At 40.6% G+C, this 19,035-nt stretch carries 19 protein-coding genes and 1 pseudogene; 15 read left to right on the top strand and 5 right to left on the bottom strand.

The annotated features are described in order from the left end of the window. Positions 1-269: 269 nt before the first annotated feature. The 3 genes from I6F41_RS00490 (at position 270) to asd (ending at position 5,996) form a co-directional block, all read left to right on the top strand. Positions 270-1,886: a hypothetical protein gene (locus I6F41_RS00490; protein WP_011330150.1), complete on the top strand. Its 1,617-nt coding sequence runs from the start codon at positions 270-272 to the stop codon at positions 1,884-1,886. A 90-nt stretch (positions 1,887-1,976) separates the two neighbouring features. Further along, complete coding sequence (locus tag I6F41_RS00485) at positions 1,977-4,658, top strand: TonB-dependent receptor plug domain-containing protein (protein WP_197107479.1); 2,682 nt, start codon at positions 1,977-1,979, stop codon at positions 4,656-4,658. A gap of 198 nt (positions 4,659-4,856) precedes the next feature. Further along, positions 4,857-5,996 (top strand): aspartate-semialdehyde dehydrogenase, encoded by a 1,140-nt coding sequence (gene asd, locus I6F41_RS00480; protein ID WP_197107477.1) that lies wholly within the window; start codon positions 4,857-4,859, stop codon positions 5,994-5,996. Between the two features lie 154 nt (positions 5,997-6,150). Here asd and I6F41_RS00475 read toward each other — a convergent pair whose 3' ends face one another. Next, entirely contained in the window at positions 6,151-6,960 is an 810-nt protein-coding gene (locus I6F41_RS00475; protein ID WP_176359708.1) for an ion transporter, read from the bottom strand. Between the two features lie 80 nt (positions 6,961-7,040). Here I6F41_RS00475 and I6F41_RS00470 point away from each other — a divergent pair, with 80 nt between their 5' ends. The 5 genes from I6F41_RS00470 to I6F41_RS00450 all read left to right on the top strand — a co-directional run bounded on the left by I6F41_RS00470 (position 7,041) and on the right by I6F41_RS00450 (position 9,063). Beyond that, positions 7,041-7,253, top strand: a complete 213-nt coding sequence (locus I6F41_RS00470) for a hypothetical protein (RefSeq protein WP_197107475.1) — start codon at positions 7,041-7,043, stop codon at positions 7,251-7,253. 96 nt (positions 7,254-7,349) lie between these two features. Next, positions 7,350-7,631 carry a hypothetical protein gene (locus I6F41_RS00465; protein ID WP_011330155.1) on the top strand — a complete coding sequence of 94 codons (282 nt, stop codon included), beginning with the start codon at positions 7,350-7,352 and terminating at the stop codon, positions 7,629-7,631. A 69-nt stretch (positions 7,632-7,700) separates the two neighbouring features. Further along, complete coding sequence (locus tag I6F41_RS00460) at positions 7,701-7,892, top strand: YwbE family protein (RefSeq protein ID WP_197107473.1); 192 nt, start codon at positions 7,701-7,703, stop codon at positions 7,890-7,892. Continuing rightward, positions 7,892-8,410: a DUF4240 domain-containing protein gene (locus tag I6F41_RS00455; protein ID WP_086999126.1), complete on the top strand. Its 519-nt coding sequence runs from the start codon at positions 7,892-7,894 to the stop codon at positions 8,408-8,410. Before I6F41_RS00460 ends, I6F41_RS00455 begins: the two co-directional genes overlap by 1 nt. Positions 8,411-8,601: 191 nt before the next feature. Further along, entirely contained in the window at positions 8,602-9,063 is a 462-nt protein-coding gene (locus I6F41_RS00450) for a hypothetical protein (protein WP_011330158.1), read from the top strand. 18 nt (positions 9,064-9,081) lie between these two features. On the opposite strand, the gene I6F41_RS00445 is transcribed toward I6F41_RS00450, so the two are convergent. The 3 genes from I6F41_RS00445 to I6F41_RS00435 form a co-directional block, all read right to left on the bottom strand. Beyond that, positions 9,082-10,341, bottom strand: a complete 1,260-nt coding sequence (locus I6F41_RS00445; RefSeq protein WP_197107471.1) for a Y-family DNA polymerase — start codon at positions 10,339-10,341, stop codon at positions 9,082-9,084. Next, positions 10,329-10,742, bottom strand: a complete 414-nt coding sequence (gene umuD, locus I6F41_RS00440; RefSeq protein WP_011330160.1) for a translesion error-prone DNA polymerase V autoproteolytic subunit — start codon at positions 10,740-10,742, stop codon at positions 10,329-10,331. The genes I6F41_RS00445 and umuD overlap by 13 nt, the downstream gene beginning before the upstream one ends. Positions 10,743-10,824: 82 nt before the next feature. Then, the gene (locus I6F41_RS00435; protein WP_086999137.1) at positions 10,825-11,244 is read right to left on the bottom strand and encodes a MarR family winged helix-turn-helix transcriptional regulator; all 420 of its coding nucleotides are present in this window, start codon (positions 11,242-11,244) and stop codon (positions 10,825-10,827) included. A 120-nt stretch (positions 11,245-11,364) separates the two neighbouring features. Here I6F41_RS00435 and I6F41_RS00430 point away from each other — a divergent pair, with 120 nt between their 5' ends. The 3 genes from I6F41_RS00430 (at position 11,365) to I6F41_RS00420 (ending at position 14,516) form a co-directional block, all read left to right on the top strand. Further along, positions 11,365-12,108 carry a siderophore-interacting protein gene (locus I6F41_RS00430; protein WP_197107470.1) on the top strand — a complete coding sequence of 248 codons (744 nt, stop codon included), beginning with the start codon at positions 11,365-11,367 and terminating at the stop codon, positions 12,106-12,108. A gap of 128 nt (positions 12,109-12,236) precedes the next feature. Continuing rightward, positions 12,237-13,226: an LLM class flavin-dependent oxidoreductase gene (locus tag I6F41_RS00425; protein WP_197107625.1), complete on the top strand. Its 990-nt coding sequence runs from the start codon at positions 12,237-12,239 to the stop codon at positions 13,224-13,226. Positions 13,227-13,496: 270 nt separating this feature from the next. Beyond that, positions 13,497-14,516 (top strand): patatin-like phospholipase family protein, encoded by a 1,020-nt coding sequence (locus I6F41_RS00420; protein ID WP_011330164.1) that lies wholly within the window; start codon positions 13,497-13,499, stop codon positions 14,514-14,516. Between the two features lie 94 nt (positions 14,517-14,610). Here I6F41_RS00420 and I6F41_RS00415 read toward each other — a convergent pair whose 3' ends face one another. Then, on the bottom strand, positions 14,611-15,042 hold the full coding sequence (locus I6F41_RS00415; protein WP_011330165.1) for an Lrp/AsnC family transcriptional regulator: 432 nt from the start codon (positions 15,040-15,042) through the stop codon (positions 14,611-14,613). Positions 15,043-15,210: 168 nt separating this feature from the next. Here I6F41_RS00415 and I6F41_RS00410 point away from each other — a divergent pair, with 168 nt between their 5' ends. From I6F41_RS00410 to I6F41_RS17980, 4 genes and pseudogenes are all read left to right on the top strand, one after another. After that, entirely contained in the window at positions 15,211-16,281 is a 1,071-nt protein-coding gene (locus tag I6F41_RS00410) for an ornithine cyclodeaminase (RefSeq protein ID WP_197107469.1), read from the top strand. Continuing rightward, positions 16,278-17,189, top strand: coding sequence for a citrulline utilization hydrolase CtlX (gene ctlX / locus I6F41_RS00405; protein WP_041454948.1), 912 nt, complete (start codon positions 16,278-16,280; stop codon positions 17,187-17,189). Before I6F41_RS00410 ends, ctlX begins: the two co-directional genes overlap by 4 nt. Before the next feature lie 112 nt (positions 17,190-17,301). Continuing rightward, a complete protein-coding gene (locus I6F41_RS00400) occupies positions 17,302-18,708 on the top strand; it encodes an alanine/glycine:cation symporter family protein (RefSeq protein WP_011330168.1) in 1,407 nt (468 codons plus the stop codon). Positions 18,709-18,891: 183 nt separating this feature from the next. Next, positions 18,892-19,008: pseudogene (locus I6F41_RS17980) on the top strand (patatin-like phospholipase family protein); the annotation flags it as partial. Positions 19,009-19,035: the final 27 nt, after the last annotated feature.

Here is a 19,035-nt window from a genome sequence, read left to right as displayed (position 1 = left end):
AAAACAGTTTATAATCGCAACGCCAAACCGCACTAATATTAATTTAGTGCGGTTTTTTTATTTCTGTAAAGTTAACCATATGAATATATTTAATTTATTATTGTCACATAGTGTTTATTAAAATGTAACGGCACTGTCATATCTCTCCCGTATTGTACTCCTATTCGATAACTCAAGTGACCTTAATGCATGAGTGTCGTGCCTTAAAGTGACTTAAGTTATTACTTAATGCGCTAACAAAATAATTAAATACTTTAACGGAGTGAACAATGAAATTATCTGGCTTATTTAAGGTTAGTCTAGTGGCTACTGCAATGACTTTAGCAGGCTGTGGCGGCGATATCGAAATTACACCCACGGTGAACGATAACAGCACCAGTACTGATAACAGTGTTAATAATTCAAATAATAATAGCGGTGGCACTAACGATGATATTAGTTGTACCGAGTATCAAACTGATGCGGGCACGGTTGCCGGTATTTTTGATGGTAAAGACTGTTTATATAATGACTCGTTTGCCAGTAAAAACATTCAAATTACAGCTAACTTAACCTTTGAAGAATTACCAGATGGCGGTGTTCACTTATTCGAAGACGCATTATTAATTGGTACAGATGGCGACACGACTACTGATTTTAGCATTCCAACAAACGGCCCTACGTTAACAGTTAAGCCAGGGGCAACTCTTGCATTTAAATCGGGTGAGGCTATTGTGCGCATTGCCCGTGGTGCAAAAATTCAAGCTGTTGGCACTGCCGATAAACCGATTGTATTTACCTCTGCTAAGGCGTTTCCTCGTTTTGATGCCGAAGGTAAAGGCCCACTCTATGCAGATTGGGGCGGCATAATTATTAATGGTAATGGCATTACTGACCAATGTACTGACGCAGAGCGCGACGCGGCAACGTGTAATGTACCCTCAGAAGGGATCACCAGTTACTTTGGTGGTAATGATAATAGCGACTCTAGCGGTAATATTAAATGGACCAAAATTTGGTATGCCGGATCAGGTCCTAAAGTAGGCGGAGAAGGGGATGATTTAAACTCGTTAACCCTCAATGCGGTAGGCTCGGGTTCAGAGTTTGACTACATTCATATTCACCAAGGTTTTGATGATGGTATTGAAATATTTGGTGGCGCAACCACCATTAAGCATGTTGTTGTAACCGACACACAAGATGATTCGTTTGACTTTGATGCAGGTTGGCAGGGCAAAGCGCAGTTTTTGTTTGTTAAACACGGCACCGTAATTACCCGCGAAGGCACCACAGTATATATGGGTAATAACGGCTTTGAGTCAGACGGCGTAAAAGGTACATCAAGTGCGCAAGTGGCACCATCAAACCCAACCATTGCTAATGTCACTATCATCACCACCGATGGCCTATCGGTTCGCGATACTGACCCTTCAAATGCGTTTAAATTTGATGACTCATTTAATGCTAATTTTTATAACGTATTAATGACCAAAGACATAGCTTTGCAATCTAGCTGTATTAGCTTTTCAAGCGATGGCGAAAAACAAGCCGATAAAATTATTTTTAATAGCTCAGTAATGACCTGCGCCTCTGAATTTGACGATGCCGATGGCACCTTTAATAGTGGTAAAGAGCCTGCAGCATTAACGGCCACTACACTTACTGCCTGGTTTGATAATAACGGCAGTAATCAACGTATAGGCGAAGGGGCCGATGTATTTGCTAGCAATGGCTTTGCTACAAATACTGCCTCAACCGATATTACTGTTACCGCTAACGACTTAAGTGGCTTAGATGCGAGCTTTTTTGAAGCCGCTCCTTACATTGGTGCAGTGTCTGATCAAGACACCACATCACCTTGGTACAAGTGGGTAGAAACAGCACTCGCTGCATCAGCTCAAGACTAATACCTCAGTAACGCACATTAAATAGTTAGGGCGCCATTTGCAAAGTGCATTTTAGGCGCCCCTTTTTTAACTGATTAGGGATCTGTAAAGATGTTGAATCAAGCTAGATTGAATAAATTGTCATTGGCAATTAGTCTTTCGCTTTTAGCAAGTTCGCTTAATTTGAGCGCTGCACAAAGTGAGGAGAGCGAAATAGAAGAGGTTGTTGCTGTTGGCACTCGGCTACAAGGTAGCGCCGCTGCTGTAGTTGAGGAGCGTAAAAACCAAGCCTTTGTTGCCGATATTTTAGGTGCTGAACAACTTGCGCGAACCGGCGATAGCGATGCGGCTTCGGCGCTGCGCCGTGTAACGGGTTTAACCTTAGTAGATGGTAAGTTTATTTACGTACGTGGCTTAGGTGAGCGCTATTCTAGCGCGCGTTTAAATGGTGCTTATATTCCTAGCCCAGATTTAACGCGCAACGTAGTGCCGTTGGATATTTTTCCTGCCAGTATTATTCAAAGTATGGCGGTACAAAAAGCCTACTCTCCAGATATGCCAGCGGCGTTTGGCGGCGGTAATATCGATATTCGTACTAAATCAATTCCTGCAGAATTTACTGCCGGATTTGCGGTTGGTTTATCTAAAGATACATCGGCTAGCAGCGGTTTTACCTATAAAGGCAACGATGGCGATATACCCCAAATTTTAAATAACGCCATAGTGCAATACAAAGGCAATTTTGATGTGGGGAACATTATTGCTAAAGATAACTTGGTTGATAACAGCGATGCGTCACGCTCCGACCAAGCAATTGCCATTAACAATCAACTGTTAAAATCGTTACCACGCAATTTTGCTTTAAAAGATGAATCGCTAGACCCAAATTGGGATATTAAAGGCCATTTAGGCAATAGTTTTGATGAGTCCTTTTTAGGCGGTACTTTTGGCTTTTTATTCTCAGGTGAATACGATAAAAGCTGGGACTCGGCAAAAAGAAGAACCGCTGTTATAGCCCAAGATATTGGTAATGATTGTGCAACCACCCTTAATTCAGCGCAAGATGTAAGTACATCGTGTTTTAACACAGTTAAAGACTCAGTAACCACCACAGAAAACGAGCGTTATAACGCCACGCTAAATTTAGGTTATAGATTAAATACCCATAGTATTTCATTTATGAGCTTATATTTACGCGACAACGAGGATGAAACCGAGGTAGCCACGTCGCAAAGCCCCGCAGGCAGCTCGGTATTCACCATAGTAAATGATAACCGAGCTAATCGTACTCATGAGTTTAATTTAGAGCAGCGCACGCTTACGGTAAATCAGTTATTAGGCCAGCATACCTTTTTAGATTACTGGGGTATTGGCGCCGACTGGCAATATACTCGCTCTAAAGCCAGTACTGACATTCCAACTAATGTAGAGTTTAAATTTAGAGATAACTACGATAACAGCGGTAACTATAGCAACTCGCAAATTACCGGCGATGATAACCGCGCGCTGTTCTCGTATATAAATATGCAAGACAGAGTAAATTCATACGGCGGTAATTTAACACTTCCTTTAAGCTTTAATGCTGTTGAGGTAGAGTTAAAAACCGGCTTTGATATTGCCGACCGAGCGCGTATTTATAACACCTCTAGTTTTGCAGTAAATAACGGCACAGGCCTGGCGTTAACTGTGGCAGATAATCCACTCGATGCGGGCAATTATTTAACCGATGAATTTATTGACGGCGAACGTATTTTACTCGACTTTAATGAACCCTCAGCTCCCGATGCCGATGATTATATAGCTGGGCAAAAAATATCAGCTGCGTATGGCTCGTTTGATGTTATTTATGATGACTTATTGCGCTTAAGTGGTGGGGTGCGTTATGAAGAATTTAAACAAACCTCTATCGGCACCTCAAGCTTAATTTTTACTGCGGATGACTTAAATATTTACTATTCCCCAGAAAAAATAGCCGCAGGCAGTATTAATGAAGATGACTTTTTTTCGGCACTATCGCTTACATATTTAGGCGGCGAAAACTACCAAGTACGTTTAGGGTATGGCGAAACAGTCGTGCGCCCCGACTTACGTGAAGTAGTGCCAGTGTCGTATTTTGATCCGCTAACCGATATTCGTACTTTTGGCCGTGTGGGTTTGCAAAGTAGCCCAATTAAAAATTACGATTTACGCTATGAATATTATGGCAACACCGGAGATTCATTCTCTGTAGCAGCCTTTTATAAAGACATAGATAAACCGATTGAAACTGTATTACGCATTGGCGATGAAGATTACTCAGCCTCATTTGTAAATGGTAAAACTGCGCAGGTGTACGGTATAGAAACCGAATGGCTAAAAGATCTTACTTATTTAACCGAAGGGCTATTTACCAGCGGTAACATTACTTTAAGTGACTCAGAGGCAGATATCGATCCTGCACTTGCGAGTAACTTAACTAACCCGACTAAACGCATGACCGGGCATTCTAAATACGTGGTTAACTTACAGCTAAACTACGACTCTGTTGATGGCCAGCATAGTAGCTCGTTGGTGTATAACGTATTTGGCGAGCGTATATTGGCAGCCGGTATAGCCGGGCGTGATGATGCCTACGAGCAGCCTTTTCACTCACTCGATTTAATTTACACTTGGTATCCCGACTTTAACTCCAACGTTAAGTTTAAAGTAACAAACTTACTTGATGAAGAGCAGCAAGTTACGCAGTCAGATATTGTAGTACGCTCTAAAGAAGTGGGAATGACCTTTGATGTGAGCTACAGCTACACATTTTAGCCACGCTAGCGTAAAGGTAATTATTATAGCCCCATGCTTTTGTATGGGGCTTTTGGTTTTTTATGGCTTAGTATGAAATATATTTAAGTTGTAACTTATTAACTAGTTTTGTTAAACCACCAGTGTTAGCTTAAGCTTGATATGAAAATTAAATCTCACGCAATGAATTTTAATTTTTAATCTTTTCAGGCAACTTTTATGAATCAAATAATGGAACTCACAATGAAAAAAGTAGGATTAGTCGGTTGGCGTGGCATGGTTGGCTCTGTGTTATTAGAGCGTATGAAGCAACAAAGTGATTTTGCACTTATCGACACCACCTTTTTCACCACCTCACAAGCGGGCCAATTAGGCCCAGATATTGCGGGCGAAGCAAAGCCGTTACTCGATGCCAGCAATATTTCCGAACTGGCTAAAATGGACATTATTGTTACCTGCCAAGGTGGCGATTACACCAATGCGGTTTATCCACAATTGCGCGAGTCGGGTTGGGATGGTTATTGGATAGATGCAGCGTCGGCACTGCGTATGGCTAACGACAGCATTATAGTACTCGATCCGGTCAATAAAGACGTTATTGAGCAAGGTTTATCACAAGGTGTTAAAACCTTTGTAGGCGGTAACTGTACGGTTTCTCTTATGCTGCTTGCACTGGGCGGTTTATTTGAGCAAGACTTAATAGAATGGGTAAGCCCCATGACCTACCAAGCCGCGTCGGGCGCGGGTGCGCGCAACATGAAAGAGTTAATTGCACAAATGGGCGCAATTCATCAAAGTGTTGCCGAGCAACTTGCAAATCCAAGTGCTGCTATTTTAGAAATAGATAAAATAGTCAGTGAAAAAATGGCCTCAAACCAATTGCCACAGGATCAGTTTGGCGTGCCACTCGCGGGGAGTTTAATTCCGTGGATTGATGTGCCTATGCCAAGTGGTCAAAGTAAAGAAGAGTGGAAAGCGCAAGTTGAAGCGAATAAAATTTTAGGCTCGGCTAAGCAACCTATTCCAATAGATGGTTTATGTGTGCGTATTGGTGCTATGCGTTGTCATTCACAAGCAATGACTATTAAATTACGCGAAGATATTAGCGTTGCCAAAATAGAGCAAATTTTAGAATCGCATAACGAGTGGGTAAAGGTTATTCCTAATGAGCGCGATATTAGCACTACCGACTTAACCCCAGTTAAGGTCACCGGTACACTTAATATTCCAATTGGGCGTATTCGTAAATTAGCCATGGGGCCTAAATATATTAGCGCCTTTACCGTTGGCGATCAGCTGTTATGGGGTGCTGCAGAGCCGCTACGTCGTATGCTTCGCATAATTGTTGACAGCGAATAATAGCAATTTAATGTAACCGTATAAACGCTCACATTGTTTTATAAAAAAAGGGTTAGCCATTGGCTAACCCTTTTTTATTTTAAATGCTAAATTAATTATTCTTCAACTTAGGGCTATTAAGCTGGTGGCTGTGAATAAATTAATAGTCTTTTATTTAATACTCTTTTTCTTTGAGTAATGATTTTAGATCAGCAATTTGTGCTTGCAAGGCGTTTACTTGCCCTTGTGTCGCGGGTAGTGAGTCGTTATCGGCCAGCTCATCGCGGGCATTTTTGTGCTCTTGCGACATCACTTCTAAAATAGCGCCAACCATCATATTTAAAAATACAAACGCAGTTAAAAATATAAAGGTTAAGTAGTAAATCCAGCTAAGTTTATAAACCAGCATGGTTTCGTACATTACGTCGGTCCAATCTTCAAACGTGGCAATTCTGAACAAGGTCAACATAGATATTGATACATCACCCCACAATACGGGGTTTATATGTGCAAACATCATACTGCCTACAGCGGCGTAAATGTAAAAAATAACAAACATCAGCAGGGCTATGTAACCCATTTGCGGAATAGCTTTAAGTAAAGCGTTAACTAATAAGCGCAGCTCGGGGACCATAGACACCAGCCGCAATACACGAAATATTCGCAATAAGCGTGCAATTAGCATACTTGAGCCTGCCGCAGGGTATAAGCTACCTAGTACAATAAGGGTGTCGAAAATATTCCAACCTTTGGAGAAAAAATCTTTGATGCCTTTACTGGCAATAAAGCGAATTACGAGTTCAATTAAAAAGAACGCCGTAATGCCTATATCCATCCAATTAAGGACAATTTCTACCGTTGGCGGAAGTGAATAGGTGTGAGCACCTACGGTAAGAGCAGAAACAACAATTACAGCAATAACAAATGATTGAAATAGTTTGCTTTTATCTATACGCTGAAACTGCTTTTGCAACTGCGGCAACATCATAATAAGTCCTGTACAAAGTAAGGTTTTTTGAGGCGCTTAATATACAGTTTTTACCTTCTAAAGTGTAAGGAATTTTAATGATTATCAATAAACTAAATGCGAGTTTACTGTTTGTAACCGGTTTGAGTTTGCTCGCTGGCTGCAGCTCTGATGCACGCTTTCATGAAATACAATCTGCTCGTCTTGATGAGTGTAACTACAAAGCAGATAAAGAATATTACGAATGCCTTAAATTACAAGAGGCTAATTTTGAAGAGTTTAAAAAACAACGAGCCGAAAACACTCAGTAACGCTTATTCAATCACTCTTATTAAATAACGGCTATTAAGCGTTATTACTATTTAATTTCAAATATTAATAAATTAAGAGGCTATGGCTAAAAAATTATGACAAAAACTCAAAAACAGCGTGATAAACAAATACGCCAAGTACTGACAATTGCCTGTGAAAATATAAAACAAACCGATTTTGGCTTTGCTTATTTAACACATACCGTTGATTTAAATAACGAAGCTAACACCTTAAAAGTCCAATGCTATTTTAACGATGACCTAGCGTATCAAAAAAGCGAGTTACATTTTGACGCGCTTAAAAATGAGATCACACAACAGCTTGCAACAATTGGTTTGGCTATTAAAGCAGCGAACATTTCGTTTTTAGTCGATTAACCTTTGTTAGGTTGGTTTGTGTATGCTTGAAGGCTATAATTAGCCAAATTATTTTTTAGAGTATAAATTATGGCTGTCCCTACTCGTTCGCAAATCTCCCTTGGTACAAAAGTAAATATCGTATTAAAAGAAGATCAACGCAGTGGCACATTAACGCAAGGTGTGGTTGAGCGTTTATTAACAAAGTCACCAAACCATCCTCATGGTATTAAAGTACGTTTAGACGATGGCCAAGTAGGCCGAGTGAAAGAGATCTTATAATGAGCACTTTAACAGAACAGGCTTTTTGGGATTTAGTAACCGCCCCCGATTTAGGGCTCGATCCGCAAAATGTGAGTGATAACTTAAAGCTTAAACTGCACGATTTAACCGATCAGCAGTTAATTGAGTTTGATAAATTCTTTGGTATTTGTATGCGTAAATGCTACACCTGGGATTTATTTGGCGCAGCATTTGTAATGGCCGGTTGTAACGACGAATATGGTTTTAGTGAGTTTAGATGCTGGTTAATATCGCGCGGCGCAGACGTGTTCGAAAACGCTTTACTAAACCCCGATTCAATTGCCGCCTGTACGCCTGTGTATCATGTTAACGAGCAGCCTTATCCGTACATTGATGAATACGACTTAATTGCTGGTTTACTTTACGAGGAGCGTAACGATGACGAACTGCCATTTATTCCCTCAGGAAGTGACGAGCCAAGAGGCAAACGCTTTAAAGACAAAGCTAAGTTTTTAAAGCAAAGCTATCCGCTGTTATTTGCTAAGTACTGGCAGTAATATTTTCACACCCTAATCGTTTTATTTTTTACTGCGTATAAAAACGCTTAGGGTGTGTAGCGCCTTTTTAAAGCAACACGACTTCTCTCCTTTTAAAGTAAATCTCTGTTATAGTTATAAAAGTTATAAAAATTAAGCAACCAAGCATTTCGCTATTATTTAACCCACTAATTCGAGGATACAACCACTTAATGAAATACTTAACACTTGCTTTATTAGCTATTGCTTTTACCAGCGCTCATGCAGTTGCAACCCCAAGTAATAAAAGCCGTTTTATTCCGCTTTTAAAAACAAAACTGGGTGCCTATGAGGTGGTGTCGGCTAATTCAGCGTTATGCGTTAATAGCCAATTGAGTTTAGTAAATCCAGATAATGAAGATGCCGGTTTTACTTTAGGTGAGCAAATTATTTTTGACTCATTACATAACGGAACACAAACGGTTAAAAAGCCCGATTTTTGTTTTGTTACTAGCTCATTAAAATACAAAAGCGACGGCATTGAAAACGGCTTAAGAATGAGTCGCTGCGAAAATCCAGCTAACGAAAAAATAATTAGCCAAAGCATTTACTTTTTAGCTAACGACACACTTAAATATACTTTAAGCCAGCCAAGCGTTGCATGCACTTTTAAAAAAGTGCCCGACAGTCAGTAACGCATAGGTAAGCTGTACTTACTCACAATATATTTTGGGTATATCACGCCAGCGCGTGGTGTACTGCGGGGATAAAAAATTCCTGTTCATATGCCAACCTTCATTTAATTTACTGCTTGCTAAACTTAGCATTCCTTTACCATAGCGTTTATTTATTGCATCAAGACAATTCATTAATGGTGGATTGTCGGTGCGTTCATTAAATAAATCGTCTTGTTGAAATTGCTGCGCAATAAGCTCTAAAGCACCTACACCACATTTATAATAGCGAATACCCGGCTGGTATATTTGCTCAAACACTTGAGATACAGCACTAGCCATTACGCAGGTGTCGTTAGTGGGGCTGGCAAATGTATACATATACGACTTTTTATAAAAAACGTTTTCGTGAGACGAGCTCGCCGCAAAAATATAAAGTTGTTTGGTAAGCGATTTTTGCTTTCTTAATTTACTAGCAACCACAGTAACGTGATTAATTAACGCGGTTTTAAGTGCCGTTGGCTCGTATATACGCTCACCAAAGCTTCGGGTCGAAAATATCTCGCGCTTATCTTGGCGTACGTCGTCCCAATTTAAGCAAGGTATGCCATTAAGCTCATTTACAGTGCGCTCTACCACCACACTAAATGCACGGCGCATACTGTTAGGGTTTTGCTGCGCTAATTGCCATGCAGTGTGTATGTTCATTACTTTTAATTTTTTGGCTAAACGCTTACCAATACCCCATATATCTTGGCAACTCATTCTTTGTAAAATAGCTTTACGGCTTGCTTCGCAGTTAATAACAGCAACGCCATTAAATCCGGATAATTTTTTAGCGGCATGGTTTGCCGCTTTTGCTAAAGTAGCCGTAGAGCCAAAGCCAACACCAACGGGGAGCTTAGTTTCGCGCCATACGGTGCGCCTAATAGTGTGCCCGTATGCAAACCAGTCATTAATAACAGGGGTGTAACCGTTAAAGTGTAAAAATGATTCGTCGATACTGTATACGTGTTGCACGTCGCAAAAACGGCCAATAACGTTCATCATTTTGTCGCTTAAATCTGCGTATAGCTCGTAATTACTAGAACGAATTACTACATTATTTTGCGCAAGTAACTGCTTAACTTTAAAGTAAGGCGCAAATTTAGGAATATTTAAACGCCGAGCAATGGGGCAAACCGCGCATATGCAACCGTCGTTATTGGTAAGCACCACCACAGGTTTTGAGCGAATAGCCGGATCGAATACTTTTTCAGCACTGGCATAAAAGGCCACCGCGTCTACTAGGGCATACATAACAGTAACTCAGGGCTTTGGCGGTGCAGGCGAATTGAGCGTGTCACTACGCCCTCAAGCTGAAACTCATCGCAGGAGGTTAGTTGTACTGGTTTATACAAAGGGGATGCCGAGAGCAGCCGAGCATTGGTTTTATCAAGTAGCTTACACACAAATAAGCCATTTAAATTAGCAACTATAACGTCGCCATTTTTAGCCTGTTCAGCGCGGTCTACTATTAACAAGTCACCTTCAAAAATACCCACGTCTTGCATTGAGCTGCCAGAGGCAACTCCAATAAAAGTGGCGTCGGGGTGCTTTATTAATAGCTCATCAAGCGACACACCAAGCTCGCTATATGGTGCAGCAGGCGATTCAAACCCGCACACACCCGCTTCTATATAAATGGGAATAACAAACATAAAGATCAACCAAAACACATGTGCTGTACAAGTATACAGTATATGTGTTTTGTTTTACTTTTGCCAAGTAATGAATGAAAGATCACTGCATGTTTTTGATCATTGTTTGTGCGGTATTTAAAAAGTCGTTGATTTGCGTCGAGTTTAAATTTTTACACATTTGCTCGTTAACCTGGCGCTCGGCACTTAGTAATTTGTTAAAAAGCGCAGTGCCAGAGGCAGTAAAAGAGACAATAAAACAGCGTTTATCGTGCTCACTGGCACATTTGTTGATTAAATTTAATGCTAAAAGCTCTTTAATTAAACGGGCAATTTGTGCTTTGTCGCGTTGAGTTTGGGTAACAATATCGTTAGCAGTACACTGCGGCGTTGCTGCAATAATATGCAAGCAACGCACATGCATAGCGTTTAAACCAAGGTCGTTCGCATTAATCGCATCACGCGTTGTTACGCGGTAGCTTTGCATTAGCATAAAGAGTGTATTAGGTAGAGATGATTTCATAGTAATTACCAAATGGTTGACAATATCAATTAAATTGCTATAGTTGATTTTATCAACCAATGGGGCGTTGTGCAAATGTTGCTGCATGCAATTTAAACTTTTTGTAAAACGAGGTAATACATGAGTAGACAAATACGCAAAGCGCAGGTGCTAAGTACGAAGCAAATTACACCGCACTTACAGCGCATTGTGGTGGGTTCTGATGAATTTAAAGATCTTACGCCAAGTTACATAGGCCACTATGTAAAAGTGTTACTGCCCCATAATGGTGAACTTGATTTAAACATAAAAACGGCGCTTATGCGCTCCTATACTATTAACCATGTTAATGAGCAAACGGGGGCGCTCACGCTCGACTTTGTAATTAATATGCACCATGGTCCTGCTACAAACTGGGCGCAAACAGCAAAAGTAGGAGACACCCTAGCCATAGCTGGCCCGGGCCCTAAAAAACTCGATAATTATAGCCATTCGCACTACGTACTCCTTGGCGACTTAACCTCAGTTAATGCAGTGAAAGGCTATGCTCAGCAGTTACCGCATAGCGTTAAAATTGATATGTTTATTCATGCTCCTAGCGAGCAAGACATTATTAGTTTAGATACGCTGCGCCCTGTAAATTGGCTAGTTACCAATAGCCCAGATGAAAGCATGCTAACTGCATTAAACAATTTAAAAATAGGCGTACAACCCCCAATTGTTTTTATGGCGCTAGAGGCAGGTTTAGTGCGCAAAGTAAAAACTAAACTTAATGAGCTATACGCCATACCACGTACGCATATTGTGGCATCGGGTTATTGGAAAAAGGGACTAAATTCAGAGAGCTATAAACAGCAACGTCAGCAAGCGGCACAACCCGCTTAAATATGCTCAGGTTATTTAGTGTTTAGCACCTTTAGTATCTTGAATTACAGGTAACGCACACCCATCTCTAGTTTTTATGCTTGTGGTTATAGCACACCATAAGCATGCCATTTATAGGAGCTGCTATTTTGTTATCTAATATTCCCTTTTCGTTATTAGAGCTTGCCCCGATGCCCAAAGGGGCAACGGTATCCGAAACACTACATAAAAGTACTAAATACGCACAAAGAGCCGACGAACTAGGTTTTAATCGCTTTTGGTTAGCAGAGCACCATAATATGCCAGGTATTATATGTGCAGCTACCTCTATTTTAGTGGGCCATATAGCCAGTAAAACCGATCGAATACGTGTAGGTTCGGGGGGGATTATGCTGCCGAATCACTCGCCATTAGTTGTAGCCGAACAATTTGGTACATTAGAGAGCTTATACCCAGGGCGTATTGATTTAGGGCTTGGCCGTGCACCAGGAAGCGATCCTATTACGAGTAGAGCTTTAAATTCAGACATGAGCCGAGCAGAGCGCTTCCCTCAAGAAGTAACAGAACTGCAAACCTTATTAGGGCCTTATAATGGCACTCACCCAATACGGGCTATACCCGGTGAGGATACCAATATACCTATTTGGTTATTAGGCTCAAGCTTATTTAGCGCGCAACTTGCAGCGCAAAAAGGGTTACCGTATGTATTTGCAGGGCACTTTGCTCCGCGCTTTTTGTACGATGCAATAGAGCTGTATAAGCGTGAATTTAAACCTTCAAAGGTACTTGATAAGCCATACATAATGCTGGCGTTACCGCTGATAGCAGCCGATACCGACGAAGAAGCACAATACCTATCGACCACTTCGCAACAGCGGGTACTTGCGCTAATGCGTGGCAGTGAATTATGGCTGCAACCACCTGTTGACTCTATGGACGGCCTATGGAGCGAGCAAGAGCGTGCACAAGTAGAAAACTTTTTAAGTTTAAGTGTAATAGGCGGGCATGTAAGTATAAGACACAAGTTAGAAATGATAGTAAAAGAGCTGGGCGTTGATGAATTTATATTTACCAACGATTTATACGACAGCGAAAAACGCCATAGAACTATCGAAATTTTAATGGAATTAAAACGTTAAGTTTCATTTAGTTAAGCAGGCGTACACCTTACGCCTGCTATATTATACGCGAAATCTAAACTAGTTTTGCTTATAGGCAACATCAATCTGTATTTTGGCTGCTCATCTAAGTTACTCTCAAATAACAGCAAATAAATTATCCTACCGCATTCGCTTTAAGCGATTAAACTAATAGATTTAATCAAATTTTATAGTGATAACTTACCCGCTATAATTAAAACCACAAAACGTTATAACTCTATAACTCTACTTTTTACAGGAAGGTGCACCGTGAACTCGCTAAATAATGTAATCCCTAATTCAGTTAATAAAGCAGCGCTGCCAAAAATTGCGCTGATTGCTGAAGGTGGCGGACAGCGAGGTATATTTACAGCCGGTGTACTCGATGCGTGGTTAGAGCAAGACTACGACCCATTTGATTTATTTATTGGTACTTCTGCGGGTTCGCAAAACTTAACTAGTTTTTTAGCCAGGCAAAAAGGCTATGCAAAACGCTTGATAAGAGGGTTGTCGCGTAATAAAAATTTTTTTCAATTAAGCCGTGGTTTAATTGGTAAGCACATAATGGATTTAGACTGGTACTTTGATAAAACCACAGAGGTAAATCGTAGTTTAGATTTTAAAACAGCCAAAAATAACTTAGGGGATCGTGAATTGCTTATTACAGCAACTAACTCACGAGACCGCAAACCGTACTTTTTAGCGCCTACAGGCGAGAGCAAGCAATGGCGTGAGCTATTAAAAGCATCAAGTGCGTTACCATTTTTGTATAAGCAAGGTGTAAAACTAACACCTTGGATGAATACTTTAGCAGCTAACGAAGCCGAGCTTGCCTTAGAGCAAGTAGAGCCAGCAGTAGCCGACTTTTACTTAGATGGCGGCCTTGCAGCACCTTTACCTGTACGTGAAGCCTATAACCGAGGCGCACGTAAAATAGTGGTGATCCGCACGGTCGATATTAACTTTCAAGTACAATCGGCATGGGTAAATAAACTAAGAGCATTTGTGTGCGCGTCAGGCTATTGTCCTAAAACCATAGATTATTTACTACAGCACGAACAAGCGTACCAAGAAGAGTTGGAGTTTATTGCAAACCCACCAGAGGATGTTGAAATTATACAAATTTTTGCAACCGAAAAACTGCATAGCAAATTACTTGGCAGTTCAGATAACGATTTACGCTTTGATCACAAACTTGGTTTACAGGCAGGGCGTGCTTATTTAGCAGAGCAAAACCCGCAAATTTGGGATCATAGCCATAATCAAGCATTGCAGTACTGTTATAACTAAATATAACTAAAACTAAGGGGGTTATTTACTCAATTGAATTGAGGTAATAAATAACCTCTTTGCTGGCGTATGTAATGCACGCCAGCATTTTATTTTAAGTAGACGAAAGCAAAATACTGGTTTCGCTATTTAAAATACCGTCTATTTCCCTTACTTGCCTAAGCACCCCATCAAATTCACTTAAGTTAGCAGCTTGAATTTCGGCTACTAAATCCCATGCACCGTTAGTGGTGTGCAATTTAGTTAGCTCAGGAATACCGCGCATCGTTTTTATAACTTGCGAGGTCGACTTACCTACCACTTCTACCATCATAATTGCTCTGACTGCTTCGGTTTCAATGTGCTGATGTACACGCACGGTAAAACCTAAAATTGCCCCTGATGAAAGTAATCTGTCTAACCTATTTTGTACTGTGCCCCGCGACACGTTTAATGTAGTGGCTAAGGTTGAAATAGAAGCGCGGCCGTCTTTTCTAAGTTCAGCTATTAATGCTTTGTCGAGGGCGTCATAAATATAGGGAGTCATAGGTTAAGCCTTAGGTAAGTTTTAAACAAAATACTAAATTTAACCATTGCCGCCTAGCAAAATGACAAAAAACAATGCTATTTGTATAATTAATTGCCATTTTAACTGACGCACCAGAGCGATAAACTGTCTATAAATAATTGCACACACTTACTTATAGAGGTTTTAATGACGCATTTTATAGCACAGCCAAAACAAGGCGTTCCTTTTGTTAGCGTACAAACAATGGCAAAGCTTATAAATAAACTCGGCATAGAAAATGTTTTACAACAGCTAACAAAACGACTAGAAACAGACTTTACTCGTTGGCAGCAATTTGATAAATCCCCACGTTATGCAGCGCATTCAGCAGAGGGCGTAATAGAGCTTATGCCAGTGAGCGACGGCGAACTATTTAGCTGTAAGTATGTAAACGGGCATCCTAAAAATACTTTTAGAGAACTGCAAACCGTTGCTGCATTTGGAATTTTAGCCGATGTAGATAGCGGCTATCCGATTATGATCAGCGAAATGTGCCTACTTACCGCACTCAGAACTGCAGCCACTTCAGCATTAGTCGCAAAATACTTAGCTCCTAAAAATGCAACCACACTAACGCTAATTGGTAACGGTGCGCAGTCTGAGTTTCAGGCGTTGGCATTTAAAAGTGTATTAGGTATTACTGATATTCGTTTATACGATATAGACCCGAGTGCGTCGCAAAAAGCATTTAATAACCTCACTGCCTATGGCTTAAACGTCACTATTTGTAACAGTGCTGCAGAGGCCGTAAAAGGTGCGCACATAATAACAACGTGCACTGCAGATAAAACCAACGCCACAATTTTAACCAGCGAGATGATCCCACAAGGCGTGCATATAAATGCTATTGGTGGCGACTGCCCAGGTAAAACAGAATTAGATGCAAAGCTGCTTGAGCGCGCCGCTGTATTTGTAGAGTACGAGCCACAAACACGTATTGAAGGTGAAATTCAACAAATGAGGGCAGATTTTGCTGTAACCGAGTTTCATCAAGTTATTAATGGGCAAGCTTGCGGGCGTGAGAGTCAGCAACAACTTACTATTTTTGATGGTGTGGGCTTTGCTAGCGAAGATTTTACGGCATTGGCATTTATTCGCGATCAGCTCATTGCAACGGGGCAGTACAGCTTACTTGATTTAATTACCCAGCAAGCCGATCCGCGTAATTTGTTTTCAGTGTTAACCGCTGAGCATACGCAGCAAGAGAGTGTGGCATAAGTATGGTAAACCAAGCACCAAATAGTATTGTGATGGTTCGCCCACATCATTTTACTTCTAACCCGCAAACCATGCGTGATAACACATTTCAACGCAGCTGTTTAACAACAGATCAAAGCTTACACGCGTATAACGAAGTAACCAATGCAGTAGAAGTGTTAAAGCAAGAAGGGATCCTCGTTCACCTTTTTGAAGACCAGCATAAAGATACGCCCGACTCGGTATTTCCTAATAATTGGTTTACTACTCACCAAAATGGCGAAATACTAACCTATCCAATGTACGCACAAAGCAGAAGAGCAGAATATCGCAAAGATATTATTGATTTTTTAACGGATCAATATAAAGTGTCTTCAGTGACTGATTATTCATTTTTAGCGAAAGAAAATTCATTCTTAGAAGGCACTGGTTCACTGGTTATTGATCATCAATATAAGTTTGCTTATGCGGTTGAATCAAAGCGAACGACACAGTCAGTTGTTAACACAGTATGCGAGCAATTAAAGCTAACCCCGGTGGTTTTTAATGCCTACGATATGCAAGGCACAGCGGTTTACCATACCAATGTATTAATGTGTGTTGCTACAGAGTTTGCCATGATTGGCTTAGACATGGTGCCAAACGAACAGCGCAGGCAGCTAGTAAGCCATTTATTGCAAAGCTATCATCAAGTCATTGAGTTATCGGGCGATCAAATTAATAACTTTTGCGGCAATGCCATTGAATTACAGGGTAAAAGCGGACGGATTTTAGCGTTATCAGCAACGGCTTTTAAAGCACTTACTGCAGCGCAAATTAAGGTAATAGAAAAAAGTGCCAAATTGGTGCCTTTACCTATTCCTACCATTGAATCTGCTGGTGGCTCAGTAAGGTGTATGATCGCTGGCATTCATTTACCAACAAAGTAAATGTATAAAATTTAATAGTATAAGGCAGTGTTACTGCCTTTATTATTTTATAACGTATATTTGTGTCGCTTGCAGTGCCTATTTAAATAAGAAATATAACAAGGAATTAGCAATGTTCGATACCGTAGTAAAAAGTGTAAATGGTATTTTATGGGGAGAGGGCCAAGTCCTCATTTACATTTTATTGTTTGCTGGTATTTGGTTTTCGGTGCGTTTAAAAGCCATTCAAATACTTAAATTTAAACATATGTTTAGTTTACTAAAAGGCAGCAGCAAATGTAAAAAAGGCGACATATCATCATTTCAAGCGCTGTGTACTGGTTTATGTGCGCGGGTAGGCACGGGTAACTTAGCAGGTGTTGCCGTTGCTATATCATTAGGTGGTAGTGGTGCCATTTTTTGGATGTGGGTTATTGCCATATTAGGCATGGCCACAGGCTTTGCCGAAAGTGTATTAGGTCAAGTATATAAAGTGCGCGACAGCCAAGGCGAGTTTAGAGGCGGCCCTGCGTATTATATTCAACAAGGATTAGGTAATCGAGCCTTCGCTATTACTTTTGCACTGTGCTTATTTTTAGGTTACGGCTTTACCTTTAGCGCCATGCAAACCAACACCATTACCGATGCACTTAATTTTGCCTTCGAAATTCCCACTTTTTACTCTGGATTAGTGATCACTGTGTTAGCCGGCTCTATTATTGTGGGTGGTTTTAAAGCAATCGCCCGCTTTGCTGAGCGCGTAGTACCGGTAATGGGCATAGTGTTTGTGCTTGTTGCAGTTATTATTACCTTAATAAACTTTACCCAAGTGCCTGCTATGCTTAAAGATATATTTTTATCAGCATTTGGGCTGCAAGAAGCAGGTGCAGGCGCGATGGGCGCAGCAATAAAAAATGGTATTCAACGTGGCCTTTATTCAAACGAAGCGGGCGCGGGCAGTGTGCCACATGCTTCAGCCAGTGCAAGCCCACTGCCTAATCATCCGGTAACACAGGGCTACATTCAAATGTTAGGGGTGTTTTTCGACACCATAGTATTGTGTAGTTGTACTGCGGTTATTATTTTACTTGCCGATATAGACATAAGCGGCGAAATGGAAGGTATACGTTTAACGCAAAGCGCCATGACCGCTCATTTAGCGCAAGGGGGTGTGTACTTTGTAGCAGCCGCTATTACCTTGTTTGCCTTTACGTCTGTAGTAGCCAACTATGCTTACGCAGAAAGTAACTTGCACTTATTTAAACTCGATAACAAAATGGGTCGTGGTATTTATACTTTGCTTTATTTATCAATGATGTTGTGGGGCGCGTCGGCCACATTAAAGCAAGTATGGGATTTAGCCGATATTGCTTTAGGTTTAATGACAGTGGTTAACGTTATCGCTATTATATTGCTAACCCCAACAATATTAGCGGTTACTCGCGATTATCATACGCAACGCGAAAAAGGCTTAGAGCCCGAATTTAAAGTAAATGATGTAAAAGTACAGGGTAAATGTGAAACCGGAATTTGGGACTAGTTAACGTATTTTAAGTCACTTTTAGCATTAATAAACGGTTTTATGGCAGCATAAAACCGTTTTTACTTTTGCATAATTATTCTATTTTTAGTCTGGTTATATACAAAGTAAGTAACAAATATATACCATTAAATAGAAATAAGCAGCGCAATTAAACACAGATTTTATAGGCTAAATTTTTAGATGATCAACATTTACGCAGGTAAAACTGCTGCAAAAATAATAAACGAACAGGGGTTTAAACCCGAATTATTCAGCTCATTTTTAGGTGCCAGCGGCGGGCCAAAGTGGTTTACTTTGTAAAGCTAAACACCGACAATGTGACTT

Source organism: Pseudoalteromonas sp. SCQQ13, assembly GCF_015864415.1.
GTDB classification, from domain to species: Bacteria; Pseudomonadota; Gammaproteobacteria; order Enterobacterales; family Alteromonadaceae; genus Pseudoalteromonas; species Pseudoalteromonas nigrifaciens.
The sequence above is the reverse complement of the archived record's forward strand: the minus strand, read 5'-3'. Positions and strand labels throughout refer to the sequence as shown.

Bases quoted from the DNA above. Each gene is read 5' to 3' on its own strand.
- I6F41_RS00490 (WP_011330150.1), top strand. From the start codon at position 270: ATGAAATTATCTGGCTTATTTAAGGTTAGTCTAGTGGCTACTGCAATG.
- I6F41_RS00485 (WP_197107479.1), top strand. From the start codon at position 1,977: ATGTTGAATCAAGCTAGATTGAATAAATTGTCATTGGCAATTAGTCTT.
- asd (WP_197107477.1), top strand. From the start codon at position 4,857: ATGAATCAAATAATGGAACTCACAATGAAAAAAGTAGGATTAGTCGGT.
- I6F41_RS00475 (WP_176359708.1), bottom strand. From the start codon at position 6,960: ATGTTGCCGCAGTTGCAAAAGCAGTTTCAGCGTATAGATAAAAGCAAA.
- I6F41_RS00470 (WP_197107475.1), top strand. From the start codon at position 7,041: ATGATTATCAATAAACTAAATGCGAGTTTACTGTTTGTAACCGGTTTG.
- I6F41_RS00465 (WP_011330155.1), top strand. From the start codon at position 7,350: ATGACAAAAACTCAAAAACAGCGTGATAAACAAATACGCCAAGTACTG.
- I6F41_RS00460 (WP_197107473.1), top strand. From the start codon at position 7,701: ATGGCTGTCCCTACTCGTTCGCAAATCTCCCTTGGTACAAAAGTAAAT.
- I6F41_RS00455 (WP_086999126.1), top strand. From the start codon at position 7,892: ATGAGCACTTTAACAGAACAGGCTTTTTGGGATTTAGTAACCGCCCCC.
- I6F41_RS00450 (WP_011330158.1), top strand. From the start codon at position 8,602: ATGAAATACTTAACACTTGCTTTATTAGCTATTGCTTTTACCAGCGCT.
- I6F41_RS00445 (WP_197107471.1), bottom strand. From the start codon at position 10,341: ATGTATGCCCTAGTAGACGCGGTGGCCTTTTATGCCAGTGCTGAAAAA.
- umuD (WP_011330160.1), bottom strand. From the start codon at position 10,742: ATGTTTGTTATTCCCATTTATATAGAAGCGGGTGTGTGCGGGTTTGAA.
- I6F41_RS00435 (WP_086999137.1), bottom strand. From the start codon at position 11,244: ATGAAATCATCTCTACCTAATACACTCTTTATGCTAATGCAAAGCTAC.
- I6F41_RS00430 (WP_197107470.1), top strand. From the start codon at position 11,365: ATGAGTAGACAAATACGCAAAGCGCAGGTGCTAAGTACGAAGCAAATT.
- I6F41_RS00415 (WP_011330165.1), bottom strand. From the start codon at position 15,042: ATGACTCCCTATATTTATGACGCCCTCGACAAAGCATTAATAGCTGAA.
- I6F41_RS00410 (WP_197107469.1), top strand. From the start codon at position 15,211: ATGACGCATTTTATAGCACAGCCAAAACAAGGCGTTCCTTTTGTTAGC.
- I6F41_RS00400 (WP_011330168.1), top strand. From the start codon at position 17,302: ATGTTCGATACCGTAGTAAAAAGTGTAAATGGTATTTTATGGGGAGAG.